This window comes from Bifidobacterium sp. LH_424, assembly GCF_056356895.1.
In genome coordinates, this window is sequence record NZ_JBKEVC010000001.1 from 471,926 (window position 1) to 497,290 (window position 25,365).

22 protein-coding genes are annotated in these 25,365 nt (G+C 65.2%); 11 read left to right on the forward strand and 11 right to left on the reverse strand.

Features of this window, described 5'->3' with window-relative positions:
• Nucleotides 1–62: 62 nt before the first annotated feature.
• Complete coding sequence (locus AC1AYP_RS01850) at nucleotides 63–404, reverse strand: MGMT family protein (protein ID WP_476531946.1); 342 nt, start codon at nucleotides 402–404, stop codon at nucleotides 63–65.
• Nucleotides 405–608: 204 nt separating this feature from the next.
• Between AC1AYP_RS01850 and AC1AYP_RS01855 the strand changes: the two genes are divergently transcribed.
• Genes AC1AYP_RS01855 through AC1AYP_RS01865 form a run of 3 tightly spaced genes read left to right on the forward strand, consistent with a single transcriptional unit; the run spans nucleotide 609 to nucleotide 3,234 of the window.
• Entirely contained in the window at nucleotides 609–1,316 is a 708-nt protein-coding gene (locus AC1AYP_RS01855; RefSeq protein ID WP_476501821.1) for a response regulator transcription factor, read from the forward strand.
• Between the two features lie 5 nt (nucleotides 1,317–1,321).
• Entirely contained in the window at nucleotides 1,322–2,653 is a 1,332-nt protein-coding gene (locus tag AC1AYP_RS01860) for a hypothetical protein (RefSeq protein WP_476546596.1), read from the forward strand.
• Nucleotides 2,650–3,234, forward strand: a complete 585-nt coding sequence (locus AC1AYP_RS01865; RefSeq protein WP_476546597.1) for a hypothetical protein — start codon at nucleotides 2,650–2,652, stop codon at nucleotides 3,232–3,234. The genes AC1AYP_RS01860 and AC1AYP_RS01865 overlap by 4 nt, the downstream gene beginning before the upstream one ends.
• A gap of 40 nt (nucleotides 3,235–3,274) precedes the next feature.
• On the opposite strand, the gene AC1AYP_RS01870 is transcribed toward AC1AYP_RS01865, so the two are convergent.
• Nucleotides 3,275–3,952, reverse strand: a complete 678-nt coding sequence (locus AC1AYP_RS01870) for a hypothetical protein (protein ID WP_476546598.1) — start codon at nucleotides 3,950–3,952, stop codon at nucleotides 3,275–3,277.
• Between the two features lie 251 nt (nucleotides 3,953–4,203).
• On the opposite strand from AC1AYP_RS01870, the gene AC1AYP_RS01875 reads away from it, so the two are divergent.
• Nucleotides 4,204–4,929 carry a hypothetical protein gene (locus AC1AYP_RS01875; RefSeq protein ID WP_476546599.1) on the forward strand — a complete coding sequence of 242 codons (726 nt, stop codon included), beginning with the start codon at nucleotides 4,204–4,206 and terminating at the stop codon, nucleotides 4,927–4,929.
• Nucleotides 4,930–5,018: 89 nt separating this feature from the next.
• Here the strand turns inward: AC1AYP_RS01875 and AC1AYP_RS01880 are convergent, their stop codons facing one another.
• On the reverse strand, nucleotides 5,019–5,891 hold the full coding sequence (locus tag AC1AYP_RS01880) for a pyridoxamine kinase (protein WP_476501816.1): 873 nt from the start codon (nucleotides 5,889–5,891) through the stop codon (nucleotides 5,019–5,021).
• Between the two features lie 368 nt (nucleotides 5,892–6,259).
• On the opposite strand from AC1AYP_RS01880, the gene AC1AYP_RS01885 reads away from it, so the two are divergent.
• The 3 genes from AC1AYP_RS01885 (at nucleotide 6,260) to AC1AYP_RS01895 (ending at nucleotide 11,446) form a co-directional block, all read left to right on the forward strand.
• A complete protein-coding gene (locus AC1AYP_RS01885; RefSeq protein ID WP_476531953.1) occupies nucleotides 6,260–7,573 on the forward strand; it encodes an O-acetylhomoserine aminocarboxypropyltransferase/cysteine synthase family protein in 1,314 nt (437 codons plus the stop codon).
• Nucleotides 7,574–7,860: 287 nt separating this feature from the next.
• Nucleotides 7,861–8,733: an ABC transporter ATP-binding protein gene (locus AC1AYP_RS01890; protein ID WP_476546600.1), complete on the forward strand. Its 873-nt coding sequence runs from the start codon at nucleotides 7,861–7,863 to the stop codon at nucleotides 8,731–8,733.
• A 31-nt stretch (nucleotides 8,734–8,764) separates the two neighbouring features.
• On the forward strand, nucleotides 8,765–11,446 hold the full coding sequence (locus AC1AYP_RS01895) for an ABC transporter permease (protein ID WP_476546601.1): 2,682 nt from the start codon (nucleotides 8,765–8,767) through the stop codon (nucleotides 11,444–11,446).
• A gap of 92 nt (nucleotides 11,447–11,538) precedes the next feature.
• On the opposite strand, the gene AC1AYP_RS01900 is transcribed toward AC1AYP_RS01895, so the two are convergent.
• Both AC1AYP_RS01900 and AC1AYP_RS01905 read right to left on the reverse strand, forming a co-directional pair.
• Nucleotides 11,539–12,315 carry a response regulator gene (locus tag AC1AYP_RS01900; protein WP_476546602.1) on the reverse strand — a complete coding sequence of 259 codons (777 nt, stop codon included), beginning with the start codon at nucleotides 12,313–12,315 and terminating at the stop codon, nucleotides 11,539–11,541.
• Nucleotides 12,316–12,389: 74 nt separating this feature from the next.
• Complete coding sequence (locus tag AC1AYP_RS01905) at nucleotides 12,390–14,819, reverse strand: sensor histidine kinase (RefSeq protein WP_476546603.1); 2,430 nt, start codon at nucleotides 14,817–14,819, stop codon at nucleotides 12,390–12,392.
• Between the two features lie 638 nt (nucleotides 14,820–15,457).
• On the opposite strand from AC1AYP_RS01905, the gene AC1AYP_RS01910 reads away from it, so the two are divergent.
• Together AC1AYP_RS01910 and proC are read left to right on the forward strand one after the other, a co-directional pair.
• Nucleotides 15,458–16,954: an alpha/beta fold hydrolase gene (locus tag AC1AYP_RS01910; RefSeq protein WP_476546604.1), complete on the forward strand. Its 1,497-nt coding sequence runs from the start codon at nucleotides 15,458–15,460 to the stop codon at nucleotides 16,952–16,954.
• A 73-nt stretch (nucleotides 16,955–17,027) separates the two neighbouring features.
• Nucleotides 17,028–17,852 carry a pyrroline-5-carboxylate reductase gene (gene proC, locus AC1AYP_RS01915; protein ID WP_476546605.1) on the forward strand — a complete coding sequence of 275 codons (825 nt, stop codon included), beginning with the start codon at nucleotides 17,028–17,030 and terminating at the stop codon, nucleotides 17,850–17,852.
• A gap of 28 nt (nucleotides 17,853–17,880) precedes the next feature.
• On the opposite strand, the gene AC1AYP_RS01920 is transcribed toward proC, so the two are convergent.
• Nucleotides 17,881–18,270, reverse strand: coding sequence for a hypothetical protein (locus AC1AYP_RS01920; RefSeq protein ID WP_034529964.1), 390 nt, complete (start codon nucleotides 18,268–18,270; stop codon nucleotides 17,881–17,883).
• 165 nt (nucleotides 18,271–18,435) lie between these two features.
• Here AC1AYP_RS01920 and AC1AYP_RS01925 point away from each other — a divergent pair, with 165 nt between their 5' ends.
• A complete protein-coding gene (locus AC1AYP_RS01925; RefSeq protein ID WP_476501808.1) occupies nucleotides 18,436–18,906 on the forward strand; it encodes a hypothetical protein in 471 nt (156 codons plus the stop codon).
• On the opposite strand, the gene AC1AYP_RS01930 is transcribed toward AC1AYP_RS01925, so the two are convergent.
• The 5 genes from AC1AYP_RS01930 to AC1AYP_RS01950 all read right to left on the reverse strand — a co-directional run bounded on the left by AC1AYP_RS01930 (nucleotide 18,825) and on the right by AC1AYP_RS01950 (nucleotide 24,012).
• Complete coding sequence (locus AC1AYP_RS01930; RefSeq protein WP_476546606.1) at nucleotides 18,825–19,988, reverse strand: zinc-binding dehydrogenase; 1,164 nt, start codon at nucleotides 19,986–19,988, stop codon at nucleotides 18,825–18,827. The two genes, AC1AYP_RS01925 and AC1AYP_RS01930, sit on opposite strands and share 82 nt — an antisense overlap.
• 595 nt (nucleotides 19,989–20,583) lie before the next feature.
• Nucleotides 20,584–20,895, reverse strand: a complete 312-nt coding sequence (locus AC1AYP_RS01935; RefSeq protein WP_476501805.1) for a DUF2442 domain-containing protein — start codon at nucleotides 20,893–20,895, stop codon at nucleotides 20,584–20,586.
• Nucleotides 20,896–20,910: 15 nt separating this feature from the next.
• Complete coding sequence (locus AC1AYP_RS01940) at nucleotides 20,911–21,177, reverse strand: DUF4160 domain-containing protein (RefSeq protein ID WP_476501804.1); 267 nt, start codon at nucleotides 21,175–21,177, stop codon at nucleotides 20,911–20,913.
• A gap of 478 nt (nucleotides 21,178–21,655) precedes the next feature.
• On the reverse strand, nucleotides 21,656–22,744 hold the full coding sequence (locus AC1AYP_RS01945) for a glycerol dehydrogenase (RefSeq protein ID WP_476501803.1): 1,089 nt from the start codon (nucleotides 22,742–22,744) through the stop codon (nucleotides 21,656–21,658).
• 53 nt (nucleotides 22,745–22,797) lie between these two features.
• Complete coding sequence (locus AC1AYP_RS01950; RefSeq protein WP_476546607.1) at nucleotides 22,798–24,012, reverse strand: MFS transporter; 1,215 nt, start codon at nucleotides 24,010–24,012, stop codon at nucleotides 22,798–22,800.
• A 173-nt stretch (nucleotides 24,013–24,185) separates the two neighbouring features.
• On the opposite strand from AC1AYP_RS01950, the gene AC1AYP_RS01955 reads away from it, so the two are divergent.
• The gene (locus AC1AYP_RS01955; RefSeq protein WP_476546608.1) at nucleotides 24,186–25,199 is read left to right on the forward strand and encodes an AraC family transcriptional regulator; all 1,014 of its coding nucleotides are present in this window, start codon (nucleotides 24,186–24,188) and stop codon (nucleotides 25,197–25,199) included.
• The last annotated feature ends 166 nt before the right edge of the window (nucleotides 25,200–25,365 follow it).

The following is a 25,365-nucleotide window of genomic DNA, read 5'->3' on the forward strand; positions in this document are numbered from 1 at the left end:
GCATGACCTCGGCGTGAGGTGTTGAAAGACCACAGGCAGTGCCGGACGACCTGTCCCGGCGTCTACTCCCGCCACTGGCATCGGTCGAGGTCGACCCGCCAGCCCGGGTCGCCCGCCGGCTTCGCCGCCGGCGGGACGAACACGACGCCCTCCTCCTCGAGCAGGGCGCGCTGCTCGTCCGGGCCGCCGAACGCGAAGCCGGGCGCGAGCGAACCGTCGCGGAACACGACGCGATGGCAGGGAATCACGCCCGGCTCCGGATTGACATGCAGCGCATAGCCGACCATGCGCGCGTTGCGAGGCGCGCCCGCCAACGCCGCCACCTGTCCGTACGTGGCGACCATGCCGCGCGGGATGCGGCGCACCACCGCGTACACGCGCTCATTGAACGAAACGGAACCCATGCCCTCCAGTCTACGGCCGGTGAGGCATCGCCGCCGGTGAAGCATCGCAGAGGTCGGGCCGCGACAGGACGAAACACGACCAGCCGTCATCCGACGGACGACGACAATGCCGTCGCCGCGGCGCGTCCGGTGCTACCGTGAAAACAAGGGCCGGAACGTCGCGCACCGACGCGCGACCGGAAGAAGCCCGGGGAGGGAAGCACCATGAACGCCGACGACCGGGCGACAGCCGCACCCGCGCACGACGCGCGTCCCATCGTCACCATCGGACTGCTCGACAACGACCCGTTCGCGCTCGCCTTCCTCGAACGCACGATCACCGAACTCATGGGCGAGGCGCGCGTCATCTGGAAGACCACATCCGGACGCGACGCGCTCGCCCGATGCCTCGCCCCGGACACCGCGCCGAACGTGCTCCTGACGGACATGAGCATGGACGAACTGTCCGGTCCCGCCGTCTGCCGCGCCATCCGCGTGAAGACCGCGCGCGTCGCCATCCTCGCCGTCACCTCGTTCTCGCTCGCCGTCTACGCGTCCAAAGCCGCCGAAGCCGGCGCGCAGGGCATCGTGCCCAAAGCCGTCGAAACGCCGATCGTCGAGGCGATCCGCACGCTCGCCGCCGGCGGCACATGGCCGTCCGGCGCGACGGACGCCACGTTCGAGACGGCCGCCGCCGCGCACGCTCGCCTCGCCGGAAGCCGCATGCCACGCCGCTTCCTCCTGTCGGACCGGGAGGCCGAAGCCATGAACCTGTGCTCGCGCGGCCTCGACACGATCCGGATCGCCGCCGACATGCAGGTGGGCGTCTCCACCGCCAAAACCTACCTGACGCGCGCCATCCACAAGCTCGGCGTCTCCACACGCGGCCAGGCCGTCGCCCTGTGGACCGGCTCGGCGGAAGACGAACGATGAACGCCGTGCCGGAGAGGGACGCGGACCCCGGCGGCGTGCCGTCCCGTCCGTTCCATTGGCTGCGCGCGCATTGGTTCCGCATCGCCATCGCCGCGTTCACCCTCGCCGCCACGCTGATCGAATGGGCGGCGATCCCGCCGGTCTACCCGTTGAACTTCCTGTTCTCCGGGATCTCCGTCGTCGCCATCGTGCTCTCGCCGTTCCTCCCGCGGATCTCGGGTTGGCTCATCATCGCGACCGTGGTGGCGCGGCTGTTCGTCCTCGACCTGTCCGGGCCGAACCCGCTGTGGGCCGCGTATCTGGCGCTCGCGGTCATCGGATACGACAGCGCCATCCCCGTGGCCGTCGGCGCGCTGCTCACGGTGACCATCGCCGAATGCGTGCCGGTCGCCTTGAACACGTTCAACGCGCTGTCCGCCACATGGATCGGCATGGTCAACTACATCGGCATGTTCACGCTCGCCGCGATGGGCGGCATGTCGTTCCGATGGCGCCGGCAGCGCGACGAGATGCGCGAACGGGCCGTGGCCCTGGAACGCCGGCAATGGGAGCTCGACACGTTGCAGCGCAACACGCGGCTCGCCTCGCGCATCCACGATTCGGCGTCCGGCGGGCTCTCCTACATCGCGTTGACCGCGCAACGCGAGCTGCGGCGCATTGGCGATGACGGGGCGCATGCGGGCGAACGCGCCGACTGGCGGTTCGTCAACGACCAGGCGCTGTCCGTGCTCGACGAGATTCACCATGTGATCAATCTGCTCGAGCGGCCGTCATCCTCCGATGGCGATGGGCGGCAGGTTCCGGCGGCATCGGAGGCACCGGAACGTCACGCTTCGCCGGACGCCGACCTCCCTCCGACGCCTCGCGCCGCCTCCCGCCGGCGGGAGGACGTATCGACCGCCGCGCAGGCGGCCGAAGCCAGACTCGCGCATCTCGGCTTCCATGGCCGGTTCGACCTGCGCGGCGAAACGGACGACGATTGCTCCGCGGAGTCGCTGACGGCCGCGGCCGACCTCATCGGCGAGATCGCGGCGAACATCACCCGGCACATGAGTCCGGATGCGGGCGAATACCGCTGCGTCATCACCTTCGGCGGAAACGCCGTCGAGATCATGGAGACCAATCCGATCGCCTCGCACGGCGATGCCGCGCGACGCGCCGGTGACGGCATGCCGGCCGCGCCCAGACCGCATGGCAGCGGACTTGCCCTGCACCGGCGCATCATCCGGGGGATGGGAGGCGAACTCAACACCACGGCCGAAGACGGCGACTGGATACTGTACGCCCGCATCCCCATGCGCCCAGGTCCGGCACGCCACCGGGAGCGTGCATCATGACCGGGCCCCACGGCGACGACCGACCACGCAGGCGCGCCCATCGGACACGGCTTCACAGCCTCGTCGCCGGCCTCGATCGTCCGCATCGTCGCATGCTGACGGCCGTCACGTTCCTCGTCGCATGCATCGCCATAGCCGTGCCGCTGGCCGCATCGCTTCCGCAGCCGTGGAGCGGCGTGGCGGCCGACGCGCGCGACGGAACCAGCCGCACGTTGGCCACGGGCAGCGACCACCCCGAATTCACCGGTCCACACAAGTACGAGACGCTGGACGCATGGAACAACCTGCACACCGAACTCGGGCGAAGCATACTCGAAGACGGCGTGGTGACGCCGGACGAACTCGCCGAAGTGCGCAAGGCCTACAACGCGTGCCTGTCCGTCTATGGGATGCAGGCCAAGACGATCACGGACGACGACGGCGAACCCATCGGCGAGAGCGTCGTACCGGTCCGGGGTTCGATGGACGGCCTGCGGCGATCGGCCGTCATCGACCAATGCCGCACCGAATCCGACTACCGATGGCTGGAACCGTTGGCCGGCATCCAAGCCTCCGGACAGCCGGCGAAGGAACCGCGATGAACGAGCGCGATGTCGGCGTTCCAGCCGCAATCGCGCCGGCCTACCTGCGTGGATCGTCGTTGCATTGGATCCAGATCTCGGAGTTCCGCTCGCTGTAGTATCTGCCGCCGGGATTGGTGAACTGTTCGCCCAGCAGACGGTACTCCTCGCCGTCCTCGTCGACGATCGGGACGTCGTCCGCGGTGAACTCCGGGCCGACCGCGCCCTTGCGCACGAGGCACGCCGCCAGATCACGTCGTATCTCCTCCGGTGTACGGTTGCGCAGTTCGCCGTCCGGATCCTGGACCAACGCGTTATACAGGGGTGTGATGAAATCCTGGCCCGACTGTCTGCCGCAGACGACGCTGCGCTCATGGAGCCGCCGCTGATCGTCGTCGCCCATGTCGCCGACCTGCATTTGGGTGGAGCCATCCGGGTTCACATAGTCGTATACGAATCCGGCATCCGCCATGCATGATCGGAATCGGTTCGCCGTCTCCGTGGCCTCCGCCTCGGTGATCCGCTCGTCGCGCAGCACGTCCTGCGCGAACGTATTGCCGGATTCGCGGGCCTGATCGTAGCTCCGGCTGAAATCCTCGGCCCAAGGGCCCGAAAACGTGGGCTCGCCTTCCGGCTGGGCGATGGTGTCCGAAGACGGTCCGTCGCATGCGGCGGAGAAGCATAGCATGGCGGCGGTCAATGCCAATACGGTTATACGATGTGCCAGTACGCGCTTCATGGTGATGCTCCTTATCGTTCGAGCGGATGCCTCCGTCATGTATGGCCTCGGCGCCATTACCGGCCTGGCCATCGCATAAGCAGAGCATCATCGCCTGCCGATGGTTCCACGGTACGTCCGCCGCTTCGATTCCGCATTGTTGGCTGTAATCCCTGCGACTACGGCAATGCGATGGTTTCCGGGCGCCCATGCCTATGCTGGAAACGAACGAGGAGGTCATCATGGTCGGTCGGGGAATAGACAAAGGGCATATGCAACACGATGTCCGTCATGCGCTTGCACTGCTGGTATCCGTATCCCTGCTTGCGTCCTGCGCGGCTTGCGGTTCGCAGTCGGGCACCGCGTCGAACGGCGACGCCGCACAATCCACCGCCGTCGCCTGCAAGGCTCCGGATTTCTCCGGTCCATACGCCGACGAGTTCAAACGGGAATACAGGAACGCGAAGACGGAACTCGCCAAACGCATTCTGGAGGACTGCCAGGTCACCGACGCCGAATGGAACGAGATCCTCACCGCTCAACAGCAGTGTCTTGCGCCTTATGGTCTGGTCGCCACCGAAACCGAGGTGCGGCAGATGCGCGGCAGCCTCTCCGATCCGGAGATTCTGGACGTGCAGGAGGACTGCGCGAAGAAGACCGACTTCTGGAATGTGCAATCCATCTACCAGCAGATGCGCGACAATCCCGACAACCTCGACGCCGAGGCCCTGGCCCGGGCCAGCTACCGGTGCTACGTCAAGCACGATCTGCTGCCGGGGCCGTTGGGCGAGGACGAGTACATCGATACGATGACCGTGAGCGCCGTCGCGCAACCCAGCGACGAGCAGACCATGGAGGCCAACCGACGGTACCAGGAGTTCTTCGGCGAATACTTCGAACAGATCGACGACAAGCCGAACCCGGATTTCAAATACGGTCAGAACACGCAGAAAGGGCACCAGTTCTACCTGTGCGAGACCGACCCATTGCACCAGTGACGATGCGATATGCGCGGGACGCGCATGAAACGGAGGAGGGGCGTGGAGCCGCGACGCCCCACGCCCCTCCCGCCGTCACGGACGGAACGTCACTTCACCAGACCGGTGAGCTCGCCGAGGTTCAGCTCGAAGCTCACGCCGCGCTCCTCGAAGTTCGGCTGGTGGCGCGTGCTCTCCATCGCATGGCGCACGAACTCGCCGGCGATCCTCGCCGACTCGGCGAGACCGCGGCCGGCCAGCACCGCGCCGCACAGTGCGGAGGCGAACGCGTCGCCCGTGCCGTGGATCATGTACGGCAGCTTCTCGTGCGCGAGCTCGATCTTGTTCTCCGCGCCGGTCTCCGCGCTCGCCACGTAGTTGACGATTCTGCCGTCGCCATGGTCGATGCCCTTCAGCACCACGTTCTTCGCGCCGAGCTTCAGCAGCGCGTCCAGCAGGTCGGTGACGGCCGCGTCATCCAGATCCTGGCCCGGATAGTCGCGCTTCGTGAGAATCGACGCCTCCGTCAGGTTCGGCATGAGCACGTCGGCACCGTCCGCCAGCGCGCCCATCGCCTCGCACAGCTCCGGCGTGTACGTCGGGTACATCTGGCCCGCGTCGCCCATCACCGGATCGACCAGGCGCAGCGCCTTCGGGTACTCGCGGTACAGGCGCTGGATCAGCGCCACCTGCTCGGCGGAGCCGAGGAAACCGGAGTACACGCCGTCCAGGTCCACGTTCTCCTTGCGCCACGCGTCAAGGTAGCCGGGCAGGATCTCCGTCGTGTCATGGAAGGTGAACACCTCGTAGCGCGTGTGCGCGGAGAACAACGCGGTCGGCACCGGGCACACGTCGCATCCGGCGGCGGACAGGATCGGGATGGCGGCGGTCAGCGAGCACTTGCCGTAACCGCACATGTCGTGCACGGCGGCCACGCGCGGGATGTACAGGGGGTCGCGGTCGTAGAGGGTGACGTCGGTCATGGGTCTTTCACTCCAATCATCGGAACGTGCGGCGCCGACGCATGCGCGCGGCGCCGCGACAATCATCACCGCCGAGCGTAGTCCGATTCACGAACCGGTTCACGTCCCCGCGCCGCGCACGGCCGCATAGCGAGACGTGCCGGGGTGCGCGGCTCCGGCGCGAGGACGCGGCGCGCGGCGGCCATCCGGCGTGTCGCGGGGGTTTCCGACGGCGGATCCGCCCCGGCCCATCCCCGGCGACGCCAATGATGCCAACGGATGATAAGCCCCTATAGGCAACCCCGATAACGTCGGGCTTGCGGCGCGCGGGGCAGGGGTCGTACCGTCATAACCAACACCTCGAGACCAACCGACAAGGAGCACACATCATGGCCGAGAACAAGAACTACCACTTCGAGACGCTGCAGCTGCACGCGGGTCAGGAGAACGCCGATCCGGCCACCGACGCCCGCGCCGTGCCGATCTACGCGACCGCCTCCTACGTCTTCCACAACTTCGACCACGCCGAGGCGCGCTTCGGCCTCGCCGACCCGGGCAACATCTACGCCCGACTGACCAACACCACCGAGGCCGTGTTCACCGAGCGCATCACCGCCCTCGAGGGCGGCACCTCCGGCATCGCCGTCGCCTCCGGCGCCGCGGCCGTCGAATACGCGGTGCGCAACATCACGCAGACCGGCGACCACATCGTCTCCTCCAAGAACATCTACGGCGGCACCTTCAACCTGCTCAAGCACACGCTGCCGCGCGACGGCATCACCACCACCTTCGTCGACCCGGAGGACCCGCAGAACTTCGAGGACGCCATCCAGGAGAACACGAAGCTCGTCTACTTCGAGACCTTCGGCAACCCGAACGCCGACCTGCCGAACTTCGAGGCCATCTCGGAGATCGCCCACAAGCACCATCTGCCGGTGTTCGTCGACAACACCTTCGCCACCCCGTTCCTGTTCCGACCGCTCGAGCACGGCGCCGACGTGGTCATCGAGTCCGCGACCAAGTTCATCAACGGCCACGGCACCGCACTGGGCGGCACCGTCGTCGAGGGCGGCAAGTTCGACTGGGCCGAGGTCCCGGGCAAGTTCCCGACCCTCACCGAGCCGGACCCGTCCTACCACGGCCTGAACTTCTTCGAGGCCCTCGGACCGGCCGCGTTCACCACCCGCATCCGCGCCATCCTGCTGCGCGACACCGGTGCGCTGCTGTCCCCGTTCGCCGCGTTCCTGCTGCTGCAGGGCACCGAATCCCTGTCGCTGCGCGTCGAACGCCACGTCGAGAACGCGCTCAAGGTCGTCGAGTACCTGCAGACCGTGCCCGAGGTCGAGTCCGTCTCGCATCCGTCCATCGAGGGCCGTCGCGACCACGAGCTGTACAAGAAGTACTTCCCGAACGGCGCCGGCTCCATCTTCACCTTCGACATCAAGGGCGGCAAGGACGCGGCGCGCGTCTTCATCGACAACCTGCACCTGTTCAGCCTGCTGGCCAACGTCGGCGACTCCAAGTCCCTCGTCATCCACCCGGCCTCCACCACGCACTCCCAGGAGACCGTGGAGGAGCTCGAGGACCAGGGCATCCACCAGGGCACCATCCGCCTGTCCGTCGGCCTGGAGAACATCGAGGACATCCTCGACGACCTCAAGGGCGGCTTCGAGGCGCTGCGCGCCTCCGGTCTCGCCAAGTGAACCCGGTGGGATCCCCACGTCGAAGGGGCGTCGCCGTGGGTCATGACGCGGCGGCGTGACGGCGGGATCCCGGAATAGGGGAAGGCTCCCGGGCGATCGGCCCGACAAGGGGCGGCGGACGACGGTTCCACGTCGTCCGCCGCCCCGTTCGTTTTCGGCATCATCCTCGAGGATGATGCCGGCCATCGCGAATCACTCCCGCGCACGATGGGGCGCGCGGGGGAACGCCCATATCGTGGGGACCATACGCCGGACGACGGGTCCGGCCCGACTATGGGAGCAACGACATGGACGAGACCACGACCCCCGCCATCCAGGCGATTCGACTGACCAAGGACTACGGCGAAGGCGACAACGTCGTGCACGCGCTGCGCGGCGTGGACGTGAGCTTCGGGAAGGGGCGGTTCACCGCGATCATGGGGCCGTCCGGCTCCGGCAAATCCACGCTCATGCACACGCTCGCCGGACTCGACTCGGCGACCTCCGGCCACGTCATCTTCGAAGGCCGCGATCTGACCCGCATGAACGACCGGCAGCTCACCCTGCTGCGCCGCGACCGCATCGGATTCATCTTCCAAAGCTTCAACCTGCTGCCGATGTTCACCGCCGAACAGAACATCCTCATGCCGTTGACGCTCGCCGGCGCCAAACCGGACCGCGCATGGTTCGATCTGCTCGTCGGGACGCTGGGGCTCGGACGACGCCTGGACCATCGGCCGAATGAACTGTCCGGAGGCCAGCGGCAGCGCGTCGCCATCGCCCGCGCGCTCATCACCAAACCATCCCTCGTGTTCGCCGACGAACCCACCGGCAACCTCGACTCCGTGTCGAGCGCCGAAACGCTCGCATTCCTCAGGCGATCCGTCGACGAGCTCGGACAGACCATCGTCATGGTCACGCACGACGCCGTCGCCGCCTCATACGCCGACCGCGCCATCGTGTTCGCCGACGGTCGCATCGTCGCCGACGAAACCCATCCCACCGCCGACCGCATGAACCAGCTGCTCATGACGGAACGGCGGGCCGCGCTCGCCGCCGAAGAACGGTCGGCATCCACCGAACCGCCGGCACCGCCGCGGCGGTCCCACGCGGCCCGGGACACCCATGCCGCCGCCCACGCCGGCGCGCACCGTGCCGGCTCCTACCGTCACGCCCACTGACCGAACCGATCCACGCAAGCAAGGACGACCCATGTTCCGCATCACCGTGAACCTCATGCGCAAAACCGCCCGCATGCTCATCCCCGCAGGCGTCGCCGTGCTCATCGGCACCGCGTTCATCGCCTCCACGTTCCTGTTCGGCAACGCCATGAACGACTCCCTCATCCGCCAGCAGACCGCCATCTACGCCGGAGCGGACGCGATGGTCCTGACCGACCTGCCCGAACATCCCACCGACAAGCAGACCGACGAGGCGTATTCGCGCACCGTGGCCGACTACCATCTCGACCACATGCGCGCCGTCGCAGGCGTCGAAGGCGCGCGCGCCGTCACCGCCGCCGACATCGGGCTGTCCAACGGCGCCCGCCATGCCACCAGCCATGCCATCAACACGGGCGAGACGAGCCTGCTGCCCGTGACCGTCACACGCGGCGAGCGGCCCGTCGGCGGCCACGGGATCGCCCTGCCGGAACGCGTCGCCGGACAACTCGGTCTGCACGTGGGCGACACGGTGCGGGTCGTCCCCCGTACGAACGCCGCCGGAAACAACGTCGGAAACACCGACGAAAGCCGGGACCTCGCCAATGGCGTCGAAGCGCGCGTGACGGGGCTGACCGACGACCCCAACGGCGCCTACGCGTACGACGGCGGCGCCTCCATCCTCTCCGACGACCTCATGGCCTATGCCAACGGCGTCACCGACTTCGATCAGGTCGCCGCCACATCCGTCTACCTCGACCTCGACTCCCAAGCGGACACGGCCGCCATCAGGCGTCTCCTGCCCCGATACAGCCGGCTCGTGGACCGCGACGAAGCCGACCGGCTCGCCGTGGAATCCCTCAGCGCCAACGGCACCAGCGTCGTCACCACGTTCCTCATGAGCTTCGGCGTACTCGCCCTGCTCGTCGCCGCGCTCGTCATCGCCAACACGTTCCAGGTGCTCGTCGCCCAGCGCCGGCGCATCCTCGCCCTGCTGCGCACCATCGGCGCCGACCGCCGCCAACTGTACGCCTCCGTCCTCTGCGAAGCCGGAATCCTCGGCCTCATCGCCTCGCTGCTCGGCGTCGCGCTCGGCATCGGACTCATGGCACTGCTGTGCGCCACCGGCGTCATGAAGACCACCGGCGCGCCCATGCGCCTCATCGTCACCTGGCCCGTCATCGCGGTCCCCATCGCCTTCGGCATGGTCATGACCGTCATCGCGTCCCTCGGCCCCGCACGCGCCGCCACCGCCGTCACGCCGCTCGAGGCGCTGCGTCCCATCGAACTGACCGAAACCGCACATCGCGGGCACGCGCGCACCGTCCTCTCCATCCTCATGCTCGCCGTCGGCATAGCATCATGCGCGTTCGGCGTCTGGCAGACGCACCTGTCCGCCGTCGGACGCGAATCCCTCGCCACCGACCATTATCCCGCCGTCCTGCTCGCCGCCATGGGAGGATGCGCGCTCACGTTCATCGCGCTCGTCGTCTCCGCCGTCCGCTGGATGCCCGCCCTCATGCGCGGCGCCGGCGCCCTCGCCGCCACGACCGGCCCCAGCGCCGCCATCGCCCACGCCAACATCCAGAAGAACCCGCGCAGGGTCGCCTCCACCGGCGCCGCCCTCCTCATCGGCGTCACCCTCGTCTCCGCCATCGCCACCGGTGCCGCCAGCGCCAAGACCACCATGGCCGACGCGCTCGCCACCCGCTACAGCGTCGACATGATCGCCACGGGCACCGGCATGACCGAGGAGCAGAGCCGACAGGTGCGCCGCGTCGAGGGCGTCGGACGAGTCCTCGACGCGCCGACCGCCCTGCGTCACGTCACCGACGACCAGGGACACGGCATCGACGTCCTCATCGTCGGCATCCCCGACCTCGACGGCCTCGCGAAGGTCATGCACGCCGACCTGACCGGCGTCACCCTGAACGACCATGACGTCCTCATGCCGCGTCACGCCTTGAGCGGCGCCGACATCGACTTCGGCCGAACCCACACGGCCGATTTCGCCGCCGATGCCGGTTCCGCCGGCGCCGCGGGCGCTGCAGGCGCCGCGGGCGCGTCCGGACTCGATCTCACCGTCGTCCAGGCCGATTATCGGCGCGTCTCCTCCGACCACGACGCCGTCGCCTTCGTCACCGCCAGCCACTTCGCCGACGGCGACCTGACCGAACAGGGACGCATCCTCCTCATGACCGTCAATCCCGACGCCAACCACAATGGCGTCGCCGGCGTCATCGACGGCGTGCGCGAAGCCCTGGGAGCCATCCCCGACGCCAACGTCGCCGGCCCCATCGCCGAACGCGATATGTGGGACACCAGCATCGACGCCATGATGGCCCTGCTCGTCGGTCTCATCGCCGTCGCCGTGCTCATCGCCCTCATCGGCGTGGCCAACACGCTCAGCCTGTCCGTCATCGAACGCACCCGCGAATCCGCCACTTTGCGCGCCATCGGCATGACCCGCGGCCAACTGCGCCGGTCCCTCGCCGTCGAAGCGCTCCTGCTGTCGCTCGTCTCCGGCGTGGCCGGCGTGGCGCTCGGCACCCTGTTCGGCTGGCTCGGCTCAACCATGGTGTTCAGTCTCTACGGCACCGTCGCCATGCCCTTCGAATGGAAGACCAACGGCGCCGTCCTCGCCGTCTCCGCGCTCGCCGCCCTCCTGGCCAGTCTCCTGCCCGCGCGCCGCGCCGCGAGCACCCCGCCCGTCGAGGCGCTCGCCGAAGCCTGACGGAAAACCGGAACCGCCGGACGGCATGGTCCATGGCCATGGACCATGCCGTCCGGCGGTCCGTCGTTCTTTCTGTTCCGTCGCCGATCCGCTCACACCAGCCGGTTGTCATAGGCGAACACCACCGCCTGCACGCGGTCGCGCGCGTTGATCTTGGCGAGGATGTGCGCCACGTGCGTCTTCACGGTCGGCAGGCTGATGAACAGCTTGTCGGCGATTTCCTGATTGCTCAGACCGTGCGCGACCTCGACGAGGACCTCGCGTTCACGGTCGGTGAGCAGTTCCAGCTCCGGATCGGTGTAGACGGGGCGTGCATCGGCGTCGCAGCAGTCGGAGGTGTCGGGCGTCGGGGAGCCGGTCGCCGCGGAGCCGTCCGCCAGTCGGGACGCATGCCCGTCCGCGAACATCCTCTCGATGAGCCGCTTCGTCGCGGACGGCGCGATGACCGCATCGCCGCGGTACACGGTGCGGATCGAATTGAGCAGCATCTCCGGCTCCGCGTCCTTCAGCAGGAAGCCGGAGGCGCCGGCGTCGATCGCCGCCATCACGTATTCGTCCAGGTCGAACGTCGTGAGGATGACCACGTGCGTCGCATGTTCCCGTGGGGCCGCGTCGTCGGCGCCCGACGTACCGGCATCGGCGCCGATGATGCGGCGTGTGGCCTCGATGCCGTCCATGCCGGGCATGCGCACGTCCATCAGCACCACATCGGGGTGCAGCCGTTCGGCCAATGCCACGGCCCGGCCGCCGTCGCCGGCCTGCCCGACCACGTCCATGTCCGGCTGTGAGCCGATGACCATGGCGAACCCGGCCCTCACCAGCTCCTGATCGTCGGCGATGACCACTCGAATCCTGTCGTTCCCACTCATACCGAACCACCCTACCCGGTGTCCGGAATCCGGCGGGCGGTTTCGGTCCCTGATTCTTCCCTGAATCAGTGGAATCAATCGGGCCGATTCCGGACGCGATCGTCAGCCCGCTTGCCCAATTGGTCGTCCAACGGCGCCATCGGGGTGAGCAGCATACCCGTTTCGGCATGCTCGTGCGTCGCATCGCTGAACCCGGTCTCGCGCAGCACGGCGAGCAGCCCGCGCATGTGCGCCAACGCCTCACGCCCCTGCGCGCCGATGCCGGAGAACGATGCGGCGATGCGTTCCGGCGAAGGCGCGGACGTCCCATCGAGCATCGCCAATCCTTCGTCGGCGCGGCCGATGACCGTGCCGAGCGTCGCCGCGACCTCGGAACGCATGGCGGCGCCGATGCGCTCGCGTTCCATATTCGCCGCAAGCACCTTCCGCCGATCCTCCTCGGCGCGCAACGCCTCCTCGCGCTGACGCAGCACCAACACGTCGGATCCGCTCGAACGACGCCACTCGGCCATCGCCATGCATGCCAGGCACAACAGCATCATCATGCCGCCGACCAGCAGCCCGCCGAACGCCACCTCCCACGCCGGTTCGCCGCCGTCGCCCCGCAGCAGCGTATGAACAAGCGAATCATAGCCGTCCCGTCCCGCCACGACCCGCGCCCCGAACAGCCACGAATCGAACGCCGCGCAACACAACACCCAGCGCCAGGCCTTGTCGCGCCCATACAACACCGCCGAATACACCGACGCCAACGCGAACACGTTCACGGCGAGCGTCGAGGGGGCGAACAGCAATTCCACGGCGGACATGACGGCCATCGCCAGAGCGGCCGACTCCGGGAACCGGCGACGGAACGCGTACGGCGCGAGCAGGAACGCCGTCACCGCCACGGCGATCGCACGCCTCGCCGGCAGCGAGGCGAACGTGGCGGAGGACAGCCCCGAATCGTTGAACGTCGCGGTATGGAACATGAGCGTCAGCAGCGCCGCGGTCAGCGTGTCCATGAACAGGTAGTGCCGTTCGGTCCACCACGCCACCCGTCCGATGCGCGTCATGCCCGCCGCGCCGCCGGATACGACGCCATCGGCGTCCACGTCGATGCCGGACAGACGGGAGCGCAACGACGCCAGATCGGCATGCAGCTTCGACAGGGCCGCCGGCACGGCGTCGTCGGGCCTCGCGGAGTCGTCGGAATTCACGCGGGTGGGCCGACGGTCAGGCTGCAGCGGAACCGTCGCGGCGACCGTGAACCCGCCTACGGGCGACGGTCCTGCTTCGACGTCGCCTCCCGTCGCGACGATGCGCTCGCGCATGCCGACCAGACCATATCCGGGCGCATGCCCGTCGACGGCGGAGGACGCTCCCATACCGTCATCATGGATGACGATTTCCAACGCGTCCGAACCCCAGGTCTCGTCCATCGTCACACGGGCGCCGTCACCCGCATGCTTGCGCACGTTGGACAGCGATTCCTGTACGAGACGGAACACGGCGGTATCCGCATCGGGGGAGAGACGATCGGGGCGCGCGTCGCCGTCCACATGACGCGCGACCGGCGGATGGCCGTCGAACAGGTCGGGGATGTCCGCGTAGCCGGTGCCGGCCGATCCGCCGAACACGTCGAACAGCCGGTGCATGTCGCGCTGGGCGTGCGCCGCCTCGCGGCGAATCGTCGTCATCGTACGTTTCGCCACGGCGAGATCGTGCGCGCCGGCGTACCGTCCCCCATCCGACTGGACGATGATTGTCGACAGGGTATGCGCCACCACGTCGTGCATGTCGCGGGCGATGCGCGCACGTTCCGCCAACCGCGCGATGCGCGTCTCATCGACCTCGCGCGCGGCGATCGACTCGTTGCGCTCGCGAATGGCCCTGAGCGTGGCCGCCCGCGCGCGTTGCCAGAACGCCATGACGATCACGCTGACCAGACATATCGAAACGAGCAGGAACAGGAGCCCCGCGTCAATCGCGATCCTTCCGGCGCAGCTCGCCGATTGTGCGCCGAATACGCCACTGGTCGACGAACGGCACGTCGGCATGGCCGGTATGGCCATCCTCGTCGGCGGCCCATCGGCCCCATCGAACATCGGCCCCAGATTGAACGCAAACGCCCAGACGCCGGAGACGAGCGCGCCCATCGAGAACGCGGCGACGACGAAACGCAGCGTATGGCGCGGATCGCCGTACAGCAGCGCCGAATACAGCATCAGCAGGGAAACGAGATCGGCGTACGTGACCGCGGGGCCGAACACGAGATGGGCCACGCACAGCGCGACGAACAGCCAAGAGGCCATCTCGGGCCGCCACCGCCGCATCGCCGCCGGCATGAGGATGATGATCGACCACAGACGCATGGCGCGCATGGTCGTGGGGAACAACAGCGCCGGGACGGTGCCCGGATCGGTGTCGCTCGCCAGCAGCAGGCAGAATGCCGCCATCGCCAACATGAGCAACACATCCACGACCAGCACATGCGAGCGGCCCCATGCCACGATCCGTCCCATCACAACACCCATACGCCCAAGGCTATCGCGGGGATGGTTCCCCTGCCATCATGCCTGAGGATGAGCCGGGGCGGGAGGTGCACGATGGGGATACATAGGATGCATGGTCGTCGAGGCGTGATCTGCATGGTTCAGGGGCGAACCTGCACGGTCCGGGAGACTACCTGTATGGTGTGGCAATGGTTGTGTACGGTTCGAGGACGAACCTGTAGGTTTTTCGGCCGAACCTGCATGGTGTGGTGCCGAAAAGATAGGTTGCAACGGGGGCGACGATCATGCGGAGCCGCGGAAAGTGGCCGATATGGCATCGAGCGGCATCGGAGAATCCGGCCGTCTACCCGAGGGAGGCGCGCAGGTAGGGGCTCCGGCTCTACAGTAATGGCGGCAAACCATGCAGGTTGCGCTCCGAACCATGCACAAGCGACCGGAAACCATGCAGGAACGGTGTCGAACCATACACGAACGATACCGGCAGTGCAGAGGACGCCAGACGTCGCATGATGCCGCAAGCGGGAAGCGCGCCGCCGGAATGCCGTCTGAATGACGTCAGAATATTGTCCGCCCACACACGTGGAATGGGTGGAGGAATTCCGCCGGGCCGTTCCGGCCATGGTGGACATCGGAAAGGACGCTCGCGCATGACGCTGCTCAACGAATACTACGTGCCCGGACTGCACATCGAAGACCATGCCATCGACGTGCCGCTCGACTGGACCGGCCACGAACCCGGCAAAGGCTTCGACGGGGAGAGCATCAGACTCTTCTACCGCGTCGTCACCACGCCCGAGCACATCCACGACGACCTGCCGTTGCTCGTCTTCCTGCAAGGCGGTCCCGGCGGCGCCGGCCCGCGCCTGCTGAACCCGACCAGCGACGGCTGGATCGAAGAGGCCACGAAGCATTTCCGCGTCATCCTGCCCGACCAGCGCGGCACCGGCCGCTCCAACCGCGTCGACACGCACACGATGGCACGCATCGCCGCCGCGCATGACGGCGACGGCGCCGGATCCGCGGCCGCCGCCGCACGCGAACAGGCCGACTACCTCAAGAAGTTCCTAGCCGACTCCATCGTGCGCGACTTCGAACACCTGCGCCGCACCGAATTCGGCGGCCGCAAGTGGGTGACGTTGGGACAAAGCTACGGCGGATTCCTCACCCTCACGTACCTGTCCCTGTACCCGCAGGGCGTGACCGCAAGCTTCACCACCGGCGGCATCCCGCACGTGCCCGCCGACGCCACCGAAGTCTACGAACACACGTTCCCGCGCATGGCGCGTAAGACCCGGCAATTCTACGAACGCTACCCGCAGGACCGCGAACGCGTCGCCGCGCTCGCCGACATGCTGCCCACCGTCGACGACGTGCGGGACTTCACCGCGCATCTCGCCGACAGCGTGCCGGAGACGCTGGCGGCCGACGGGCTCGGGTGCCGACTCGGCGTGATCGCCGGCATGGCCGCGCATGGATTCCCGCTGCTGCCCAACGGCGACCCGCTCACCGTCGAACGGCTGCAATGCCTCGGCTCCGATTTCGGCATGAAGCCGAGCTCCGAACGCGTCCACTGGATTCTCGACGACGCGTTCGCCGATGGCGACGGCTCCACGCCGGCAGACGGCGGCGCGACGTTGTCCGACGAGTTCCTCACCAAGGTGATGAACGCCACCTCGTCGCGCCCGCTCTACTGGCCGTTGCAGGAGTTCATCTACGCGAACGGCGAATTGGAGCGGCCGATCCGCTGGGCGGCGCAGCGCGTACGCGACTCCAAACTGGAATTCGGCGCGGGGGAGCGGCCGCTCACGTTCACCGGCGAGGCGATGTTCCCGTGGATGTTCGAGCAGGAGGCGTCGCTGCGCCCGTTCAAGGCGGCGATGGACGTGCTCATGGAGGACACGCGCTTCGGCCGTATCTACGACGAGGCGCAGCTCGCCCGCAATGAGGTGCCGCTCCAGACCGCCGTCTACTTCGATGACATGTACGTCGATTCCGGTCTCCAGCTCGACACGCTGTCGCGCGTCGGCAACAGCCACTATTGGACGACGAACGAGTTCGAACATGACGGTCTGCATGGTCCGGTCGTGTTCCGCCGCCTGTGGGACGAGGCGCTGAACAGGGGAGACCTCGCGGAGCTGTTCTGATTTCCCCGAAACATCGGCGGCGTTATGATGGCGTGCGGATAGCACGACACCCAGGGAAAGGCTACGAACAGACATGACCGATCTGAACGGCATCACCATCGGATTCATCGGCTACGGCAACATGGCGCAGGCCATCGCACGGGGACTCGTCGACGCTGGCGTCGTGCGCGGCGGCCAGATCGTCGCCTGCGCCGCCCACTGGGACAAGCTGGAGCGGACCACGGCCGAACTGGGCGCACGCCCGCTGCACAACGCGCTCGAGGTCGCCGTCGCGGCTGACGTGGTCGTCGTCGCCGTCAAGCCGTACCAGATCGAGGAGGTCGTGGGGCCGCTCGCCAAGGAGCTCGCCAAGCCCGGCAGGATCGTCGTGTCCATCGCCGCCGGCTGGGATTTGGAGAAGTACCGGAACCTGTTCTCCGGCGGTGCCGATGGCGAGACCGGTGCGGACGTGCACGTCCAGTGCACGATTCCGAACACGCCGATGGCCGTCGGCAAGGGCGTGCTCGTCACCGAAACCGCGAACACGCTGACCGAGGATGAGACGGCGACGTTCGAGGCGCTGTTCTCGCCGATCAGCCTCATCGAACGCGTCGACACCGCGCACATGACCATCGCGATGGTCGTCGCCGGCTGCGCCCCCGCGTTCACCGACATGTACATCGAGGCGCTCGGCGACGCTGGCGTCACCTACGGTCTGCAACGCGCCACCGCCTACCGGCTCGCCGCGAAGATGGTCGAAGGTGTGGGAGCGCTTTACATGGCCGCCGGCGACCATCCGGGCGTGATGAAGGACGCGGTCTGCTCGCCCGGCGGCACCACGATCCGCGGCGTCGCAAAGCTGGAGAAGGACGGGTTCCGCGGCGCCGTCATCGACGGCGTCGACGCGATCATGGCGTAGGGGAGCGGCCGAATCGTTCGTCGATCGGCTATTCCCCGAACAGCGGCGACATGCCTTCGGGCGTCGCCGCCCTGCGCCGTTTCGGGATGAGGCGCGCCTCGACGATCCACGCCCCGTCGACCAGCCGGGCGCGCGCCTCGAACTCGCCCGATTCGAAACCGCGGCGGTCGCCCCGGTTGATCTTGTACGCGGCCTTCAACGCCGCCGCGCGGTTCGCCGGCGTGGCGACGCGATGCCACCCCGGATTCGCGGTCAGCCACTTGGCCAGCTGCGGGCCGTTGCGTTTCGTGCCCGTCACGGTGGCGCCGTCGATCAGGGGAGTCGGCGTCCCCGATCCGAGCAGCGCGAGCGCGTCGAGCCACGCATGTGCCGCCTCCTCATCGGGAAATTCGAAGATCACACGTACCGTATCCGCCATACCGTGCCACTGTAGTCGCGTGATGTGCCGGATGCCTGCCGCCCTTCGGGAATCGGAAGACGATTGATCCGGCGATGTTTCGGCATGTTCCCGATCGCCGTTGCCGTATGATGACGGGATGCCTCCTCGTCGACGAGGATACGAGGATGTTCAAAGGAGAGAACCATGAAGAGGATTATCGCGGCCGTCGCCGCCATCGCGCTGCTCACCGGACTTGCCGCATGCGGCGACTCGGATGCGGCCGCGAACGCGCCGGCGAAGGCGGATTCGTCATCGAAGACGAAGACCCGGGAAGCGCCGAAACCGAAGCCGGCCGATCTGACCGGCACCTGGAAACAGACGAACTCGAACAGCGACGACACGTACATGCAGGCCACGGTCACATCCGATGCGATCAAGGTCGAATACATCATGCCGGACACGACCGCCCTGTTCTGGGCCGGCAGCTATGCCGCGCCTACCGAGTCGGGGGACTGGAAGTGGGATTCCGCGAACGACCACGACCAGACGCAGACCGCGTTGCTTGCATCGGGCGACGAGACGAAGACGTTCACCTACACGGATTCGTCGAAGGAACTGAGTTTCCCGATGACGATGCAGGGCGTGACCGCCACCATCAGAATGCAGAAGCAGTGACCGACGGCCCCTCCGTGTCGTAGGAGCCGCCACGCTCTCATAACAGGGGAATAGTGGTGGTGGCGAGTTGTTCGTGATGCCTCGTAGGCGTCTTGGACGTGATCAAGGTCGAACGCGCCGGTGAACATGCGACCGGGTTCGATTATGCCGGACAGCACGGCGGGCATCAGCACCTCGCGATCATATGTGGCTACCGATGCGGGACCGCCCTTCAGCCCGATGTTGCGCCAGAACAGGGCGTCCATGTCGATGTGCGCGTCATGTGGCACACCCACGCGTCCGACCGTGGAGCCGGGGCGCCCCACGCGCACGGCGGTTTCGACGGACTGGGCCGAGCCGACGCATTCGAGCACCGCGTCCGCACCGTCGCTGTCGGTCAGCTCCATCACGCGCGCCACGGCGGCGTCGCCCCGTTCGGGCACGATGTCGGTCGCGCCGAACTGGCGGGCAATGGCCGCGCGGTCCTCGTGCCGGCTCATCGCGATGATGCGCGAGGCCCCACGCATGCGGGCGGACAGCACGCCGGACAGGCCCACGGCGCCGTCTCCGAACACCACGGCCGTATCTCCGGGCCTGACCTCGGCCGAGACCGCCGCATGATAGCCGGTGGCCATCACGTCGGCCAGGATGAGCAGCGAATTGAGCGTCGCATCATCGTACGATTTCGGGTTGCCGGGAACCTTCACCAGTGCGGTGTCGGCCTTGGCGGCACGCAGGTATTCGGCCTGATAGCCGGCATTGCCACCCGGTTCGGCGTTCATGCAGTTCGCCTCGAACCCGGCGCGGCAGGCGGCGCAATGCCCGCAGCCATGCGTGAACGGCACGACCACGAGGGCGCCGGGCCTGAGCGTGCGTACGTCGCCGCCGATCTCGTCGACGATGCCGATGGCCTCATGCCCAGTGAGGGAACCGTGCCGGCGCTGCGAAATGCCACGGAACCACCACAGGTCAGAGCCGCATACGCAGGCCTTGACCACGCGGATAATCGCGTCGTCCGGCTTCTCGATCGTCGGCCTGGTGACTTCCCGCACCTCCATCCGTCCGGGTTCGGCGAATACCGCGGCCTTCATGCTGTTTGTCATGATGTTCTCCTTTGGATTGGAACCGATGCAATGAGTTGACGAACAAGTTCATCGTCTCCGTTGGACGCTGACGCCACGATATGCCCATGCGCAATGCATTACAAATATGATTTTTCTATCTCAATAGATAGAATTAATGCATATATTTTCGTTTTCAAAACCGGGAAGCTCGCATGGGACTCGCATAGAACTCAAAACGTTGCGTCATTTCATCACGGTCATGCAGGAAAGCTATGCCTGCGTAATCGGCTACGCCAAACCGGTCGACACGTCATGGGAATCGGGGCTGACATTCCGCCTACTCGACCCGCCGGTGCATACGAGACCGGCCGGTGCATGGAGAAACAAGCAGCCCCTCACCCCGGCGGCCACCGCGTTCCTGGATGAGCTACGCGCCGTGACGGCGGCATAGCACGCCATCGTCTGCCAGCTCACGTCGAATTTCCTGCGACGCGACCCCACACGATGGCGGTTGGTCGCAATATATGAGACGAGGGCCTTGGAATCGCTGGAATTCCAAGGCCCTCAGCGCTACCCGGCAATCACTTCTTAGACGTTGGGGAGAACTTGAACTCGACGAAGTCGCTATACGGCATCAGGCCGAAACCAGTTCGCCGTGAATGGCGTATTCATATGAGTGCTCGTACAAATATGTGGGAGAGATGTCGATGTCTCCATCACACCACGTCAGGATGCCACGATCGATTCGGAAGTCCTCGAACGTCTTTTCATCCCGCAGCGGGGCGAAAACGGGAACATCTTCATACATCTCAGTAAAATCGCATAGACGCGTCTCACCCGTGGAGAACGTCACCAACATGACATGGTCATCCGTGACGCGTGCCGACCGGACCTCCAGTTCCCGAGCGGGTTCATCCGCATACAGAATGCCGTTCACTTCAAACATGACGGGCTCCTCTCCTCACGAAAGCGGCTTGATACGGTCGAACGGACGTCCGGACACAGCCTCGTTCCAAGCCTTGTACAGCTCATCCTCATGTAACACGAGCCATGCCACCACTAGTTTGTATTGCTTGGCGGGAAGAGAACCAGCCAACAGTTCGCCATCGATGGCGATGGACGCCTTAAAGTCGCCGTAGTACACATGGACGTGCGGCTTGTGATGCTCGCTCTCATCCTGATACATCATGCGAACGATGATCCCGAAGAACCGACTCAACTCCGGCATACCGCACCTCCAATCCAACATCTCACATGAAGAAAGGGTCTGGCTCGAGTATATTCCCACAATAAGGCCATTGTCATCATCCCCGGTCAGGACCAGATGGTTGACTCATTGTTAACAGCAGCCTTCCACGCCTCCTTACAGCGCGCAATCCGGAAGGCTCTTCCATTTTCGGAGGCGCCGATGAAGTCTGCGAAAGCCTTAGAGCAGTGGAGCCCTATACAGACATAATACGTAACCTGTCATATCCGCCCCCAATCAGGTATGCAATGCACCGAGTCCATCACGACGCGATCCCCCCCCATACGACAATAGCTATCTGCAGTACAGTCGAGGGCCTTGGAATCACTGGGATTCCAAGGCCATCGACACTATGGAACACTCACTTCTTAGCCGCTGGGGAGAACTTGAACTCGACGATGTCGCTATACGACATCAGGCTGTTTCTCCAGCAACAGGCCGTTCATACGGACAAGTCCCACTATCCGACTACGGCGTCGAGCGAGTCCACTGCACGCAGGGCGGTGGCCACGTCGGACGGAGTGACCTCGAACGGCATGTTGCCCATCGTGTCGTCTGGTGAGCAGGCCAGTTTGCCCACGCGCAGAAGGTCGGCGTCCGTAGCATCTGCGATGCCGATGTCGGCCAAGGTGGTTGGTAAACCGACCGCTCGGAAGAAGCCGAACGCCTCCTCGAAGTCTGTCATCGGCCGATCCTCCAGTACGAACTGCGCGAGAGTGCCGTATGCTACTTTTTCTCCGTGCAGATATGTATGCGTGCCTTCCAGCGCGGTCAGGCCGTTATGCACGGCGTGCGCCGCCGCCAGTCCGCTCGACTCGAAACCAATGCCGCTGAGCAGCGTGTTCGCCTCGACCACCTGTTCCAAGGCGCGCGTGCGCAGACCCTTACGCGCTGACGCCAAGGCCTTCACGCCGTCGGCGATGAGCAGATCGTGGCACAGGCGCGCCATCGCTTCGGCGGCGTTGGTGGCATGGCCACCGGCCATGGTGACCGCGTTCGATTTGATGCAGGCAAGAGCTTCGAAATAGGTGGCGTAGGCGTCACCGAAACCGGCCGTCAGGAGTCTGGCAGGCGCCTTGGCGATGACGTCCGTGTCCATGATCACCTTGTCCGGATTCTTGGGCAATGGCAGGTACCGGTCGAATTGTCCCTCGTCGGTGTACAACACCGAAAGCCGCGAGCATGGCGCGTCCGAAGACGCGGCCGTCGGCACGATGATGACCGGCAGCTCGGCGAAATGCGCCACGGCCTTGGCCGTGTCGAGCGACTTGCCGCCGCCGATACCGAGCACCACATCGCATTTGTCCAGCAGTTTCTGATGACGGTGGACCTCGGTCATCGAGCATTCACCGTCGAACGCCTCGTAATGATATGGAGTGTTCGAGGCATCGAAACTCGAAGTGATTCGATCGTGGTACATCCGGTCGATGAACGGGTCGACGATCAGATACGCGCCTGCTGAACCGAGTTCCACGTATTCCGAGGCGAGCGAGCCCAGAGCACCCTCCTGTTGGATGTAGCTGCCGGGCGAGCACAGCACTGTTCTCATGGTTACTCCTTACTTCATTGTTGGGTTGAGTGTTGTTGAAACAGCAGTCGAAGTTAGCATGCGACGCCGCGTGATTCCGCGCGCTTGAGCAGCATCAGCACGCCGACCGAACCCAGTGCCAGCACCGCGCCGAAGAGGCCGAGCCAACGCAGTCCCAGATGCGTCATGGCCAGTCCGCTGATGGTGGACCCCAAGGTTATGCCGATGTTGAATGCCATAGCGTTCATCGAAGAGGCCAATGTCATGGACGAGGGGAACCGCTCGACAGCGATGGCGGTATGCAGTACCTGCGACGGCGAATTCTGCAGGTACATGAGACAGGCCAGTGCGAGCAGATCCACGGCCCCGAGCGCCGGAACCATACTTGCGAACGGCAGCACGGCCAGGCAGACAGCCTGCAACAGGTACAGCGGGATCAGACCGATGATCGGCTGCGAGCCGGTGCCACGAGCCGCCAACTTGCCGCTGTACAAATTGGACCACAATGCCGCAAGACCGATCGCGGTCAACGCAAGACTCAGGTACCGCTCGGGGACGCCGATTTCTTCGGTGAAGATGGGGGAAAGATATGTGTAAAAGGAATACGTCGCCGCCGCCCCAAAAACGACCGCAAGCATGCCGTACCAGACCCGCACGTCGGTAAAGAGACGGAATTGTGGTAGGAAACGCGTGGCTCCGGTCGTATATGAGGCGCGTGGCAGGCAGCGCAGCATCGATATGATGACCATCACGGTCAGCAGATTGATCAGATGGAATGACCATCGCCAGCCGAACTGTTGTGCGATGAACGTACCGATCGGCACGCCGAAGACCGCGGCGATGGAGATGCCGGAGAAGATCCAGGACATGAACCGGGGCCGATCAGATGCGCCGACCAGATCCGGTGCGAACGTCATGGGCACGGCCACGAGTGGTCCGCTCACTGTGGCGATGACGATGCGCCCCACCAGCAGCATTGGATAATTCAGGGCAAAGGCGCACAGGACATTGCCGGCCAAGAAGATGCCCGTCATCGCCATCAAGGCATGGAATCGATTGAATTTGGCGGATACGGCCGCTCCGATTGGAGTCATCGGCGCGTATACGAGCGCGAAGGCGGAGACCAATGAACCGATGGCTGCCAACGAAACGCGCATGTCCGAGGCAATCGGTTGCATGACGCCAACTACGATGAACTCGCTCAGTCCCAGCAAAAACGTCAACGCGATGAGCGTGATGACCGGCACGGTGAAGAACCGGGATCCACTTCGCGTCCTCGTGGCATCCACTATGAGCATCCTTTCCTGGACAACACGATTAACTATCGAAATAAGGTGAACACGATGATCGATATGTTCACATCACTCACCTAGAAACTACTGTTATGATAGCGATACAAACTTGATGAGATACGAGACGAACCATCACTATAGTTTCCATTACTATGGAAATCGTGACAACAATGACTGCCAAGCGAACGATTGATCAGACCTTTCCGAAGAGTTCCAATCCTCTGACCATTTTCTCCGATCTTTCGGAAACTCCGCACTACAATCTGCCGGGATTGCCGATGTACGCGAGACGTGACGACATGCGTCGCTATGGCTTCCGCATGGCGTGCCATTGGCATCGCGACCTGGAATTCATCCATGTTCTCAACGGCCATCCACGCGTATTCGTCAACGGCGCGCTCATTCCGTTGCATGCAGGCGAAGGCATCTTCATCAACTCGCGTCGCATGCACTATCTGGTATGCGACGACGGCGACGATGCCGGATTCGTCTCGGCGGTAATCGATGCTTCACTGCTAGGCGCGATGTACGCGCCGATGGCGGCCGCCATGCTGAAGCGCATGGGCGACGACAATCCTGATTACGTCGTACTCGACTCAACCTGCGAACGGGACCGCACATTGCTGTTCGGCATCGACGAGCTCGAGCGACTGTTGTCCCGGTGCGAAAGGCAACAGGAGACAGGCGATGCGCTGACGGTGCTGCCGGCAGTCGCCCAGTCTGCGCACTTGTGCTTTCTGGCGTTGGAAAGAATCAACGAAGGAACCATTACCGCCGAACCCAAGACGGTGGACCAAAGGACCTCGGAATATCCAACTCCTTCATCGGCACATGCCGCGGCAAACAATCCGGGGCCTGAGTTCAGATCTTTCCTGCTTATGATGGCCTTCATCCGCGCCAACGCATCACAAAAGATCACCCTTGACGACATCGCGCGAGCCGGTATGGTCGGCCGTCGCGTTTGCTGCGAACTGTTCCGCACATATGCCGGACAGACGCCGATCGACTACCTGACCGACTATCGCCTTGGCAAGGCCCGCGAGTTGCTGTCCGAGGGAACCATGTCCATCAAGGAGATTTCACAGGCATGCGGCTTCTCGTCACCCGCCTATTTCAGTTATGTGTTCCGACGGCACATGGACGCCACCCCACGCCAGTGGCGAGATCGAGAGCTGGCAACATGAGGACGCAGAGCAGTGGCCGGCAACTGCTCCGCCATTCGCAGCGAACGGCAGCAAAGCCAACCTCAACATACAAATACACAAATAAGGGCCTTGGAATCACGGGAATTCCAAGGCCCTCGACGCTACGCGGCAATCGCTGTCGCGATTACTTGCTCACATTGAACTT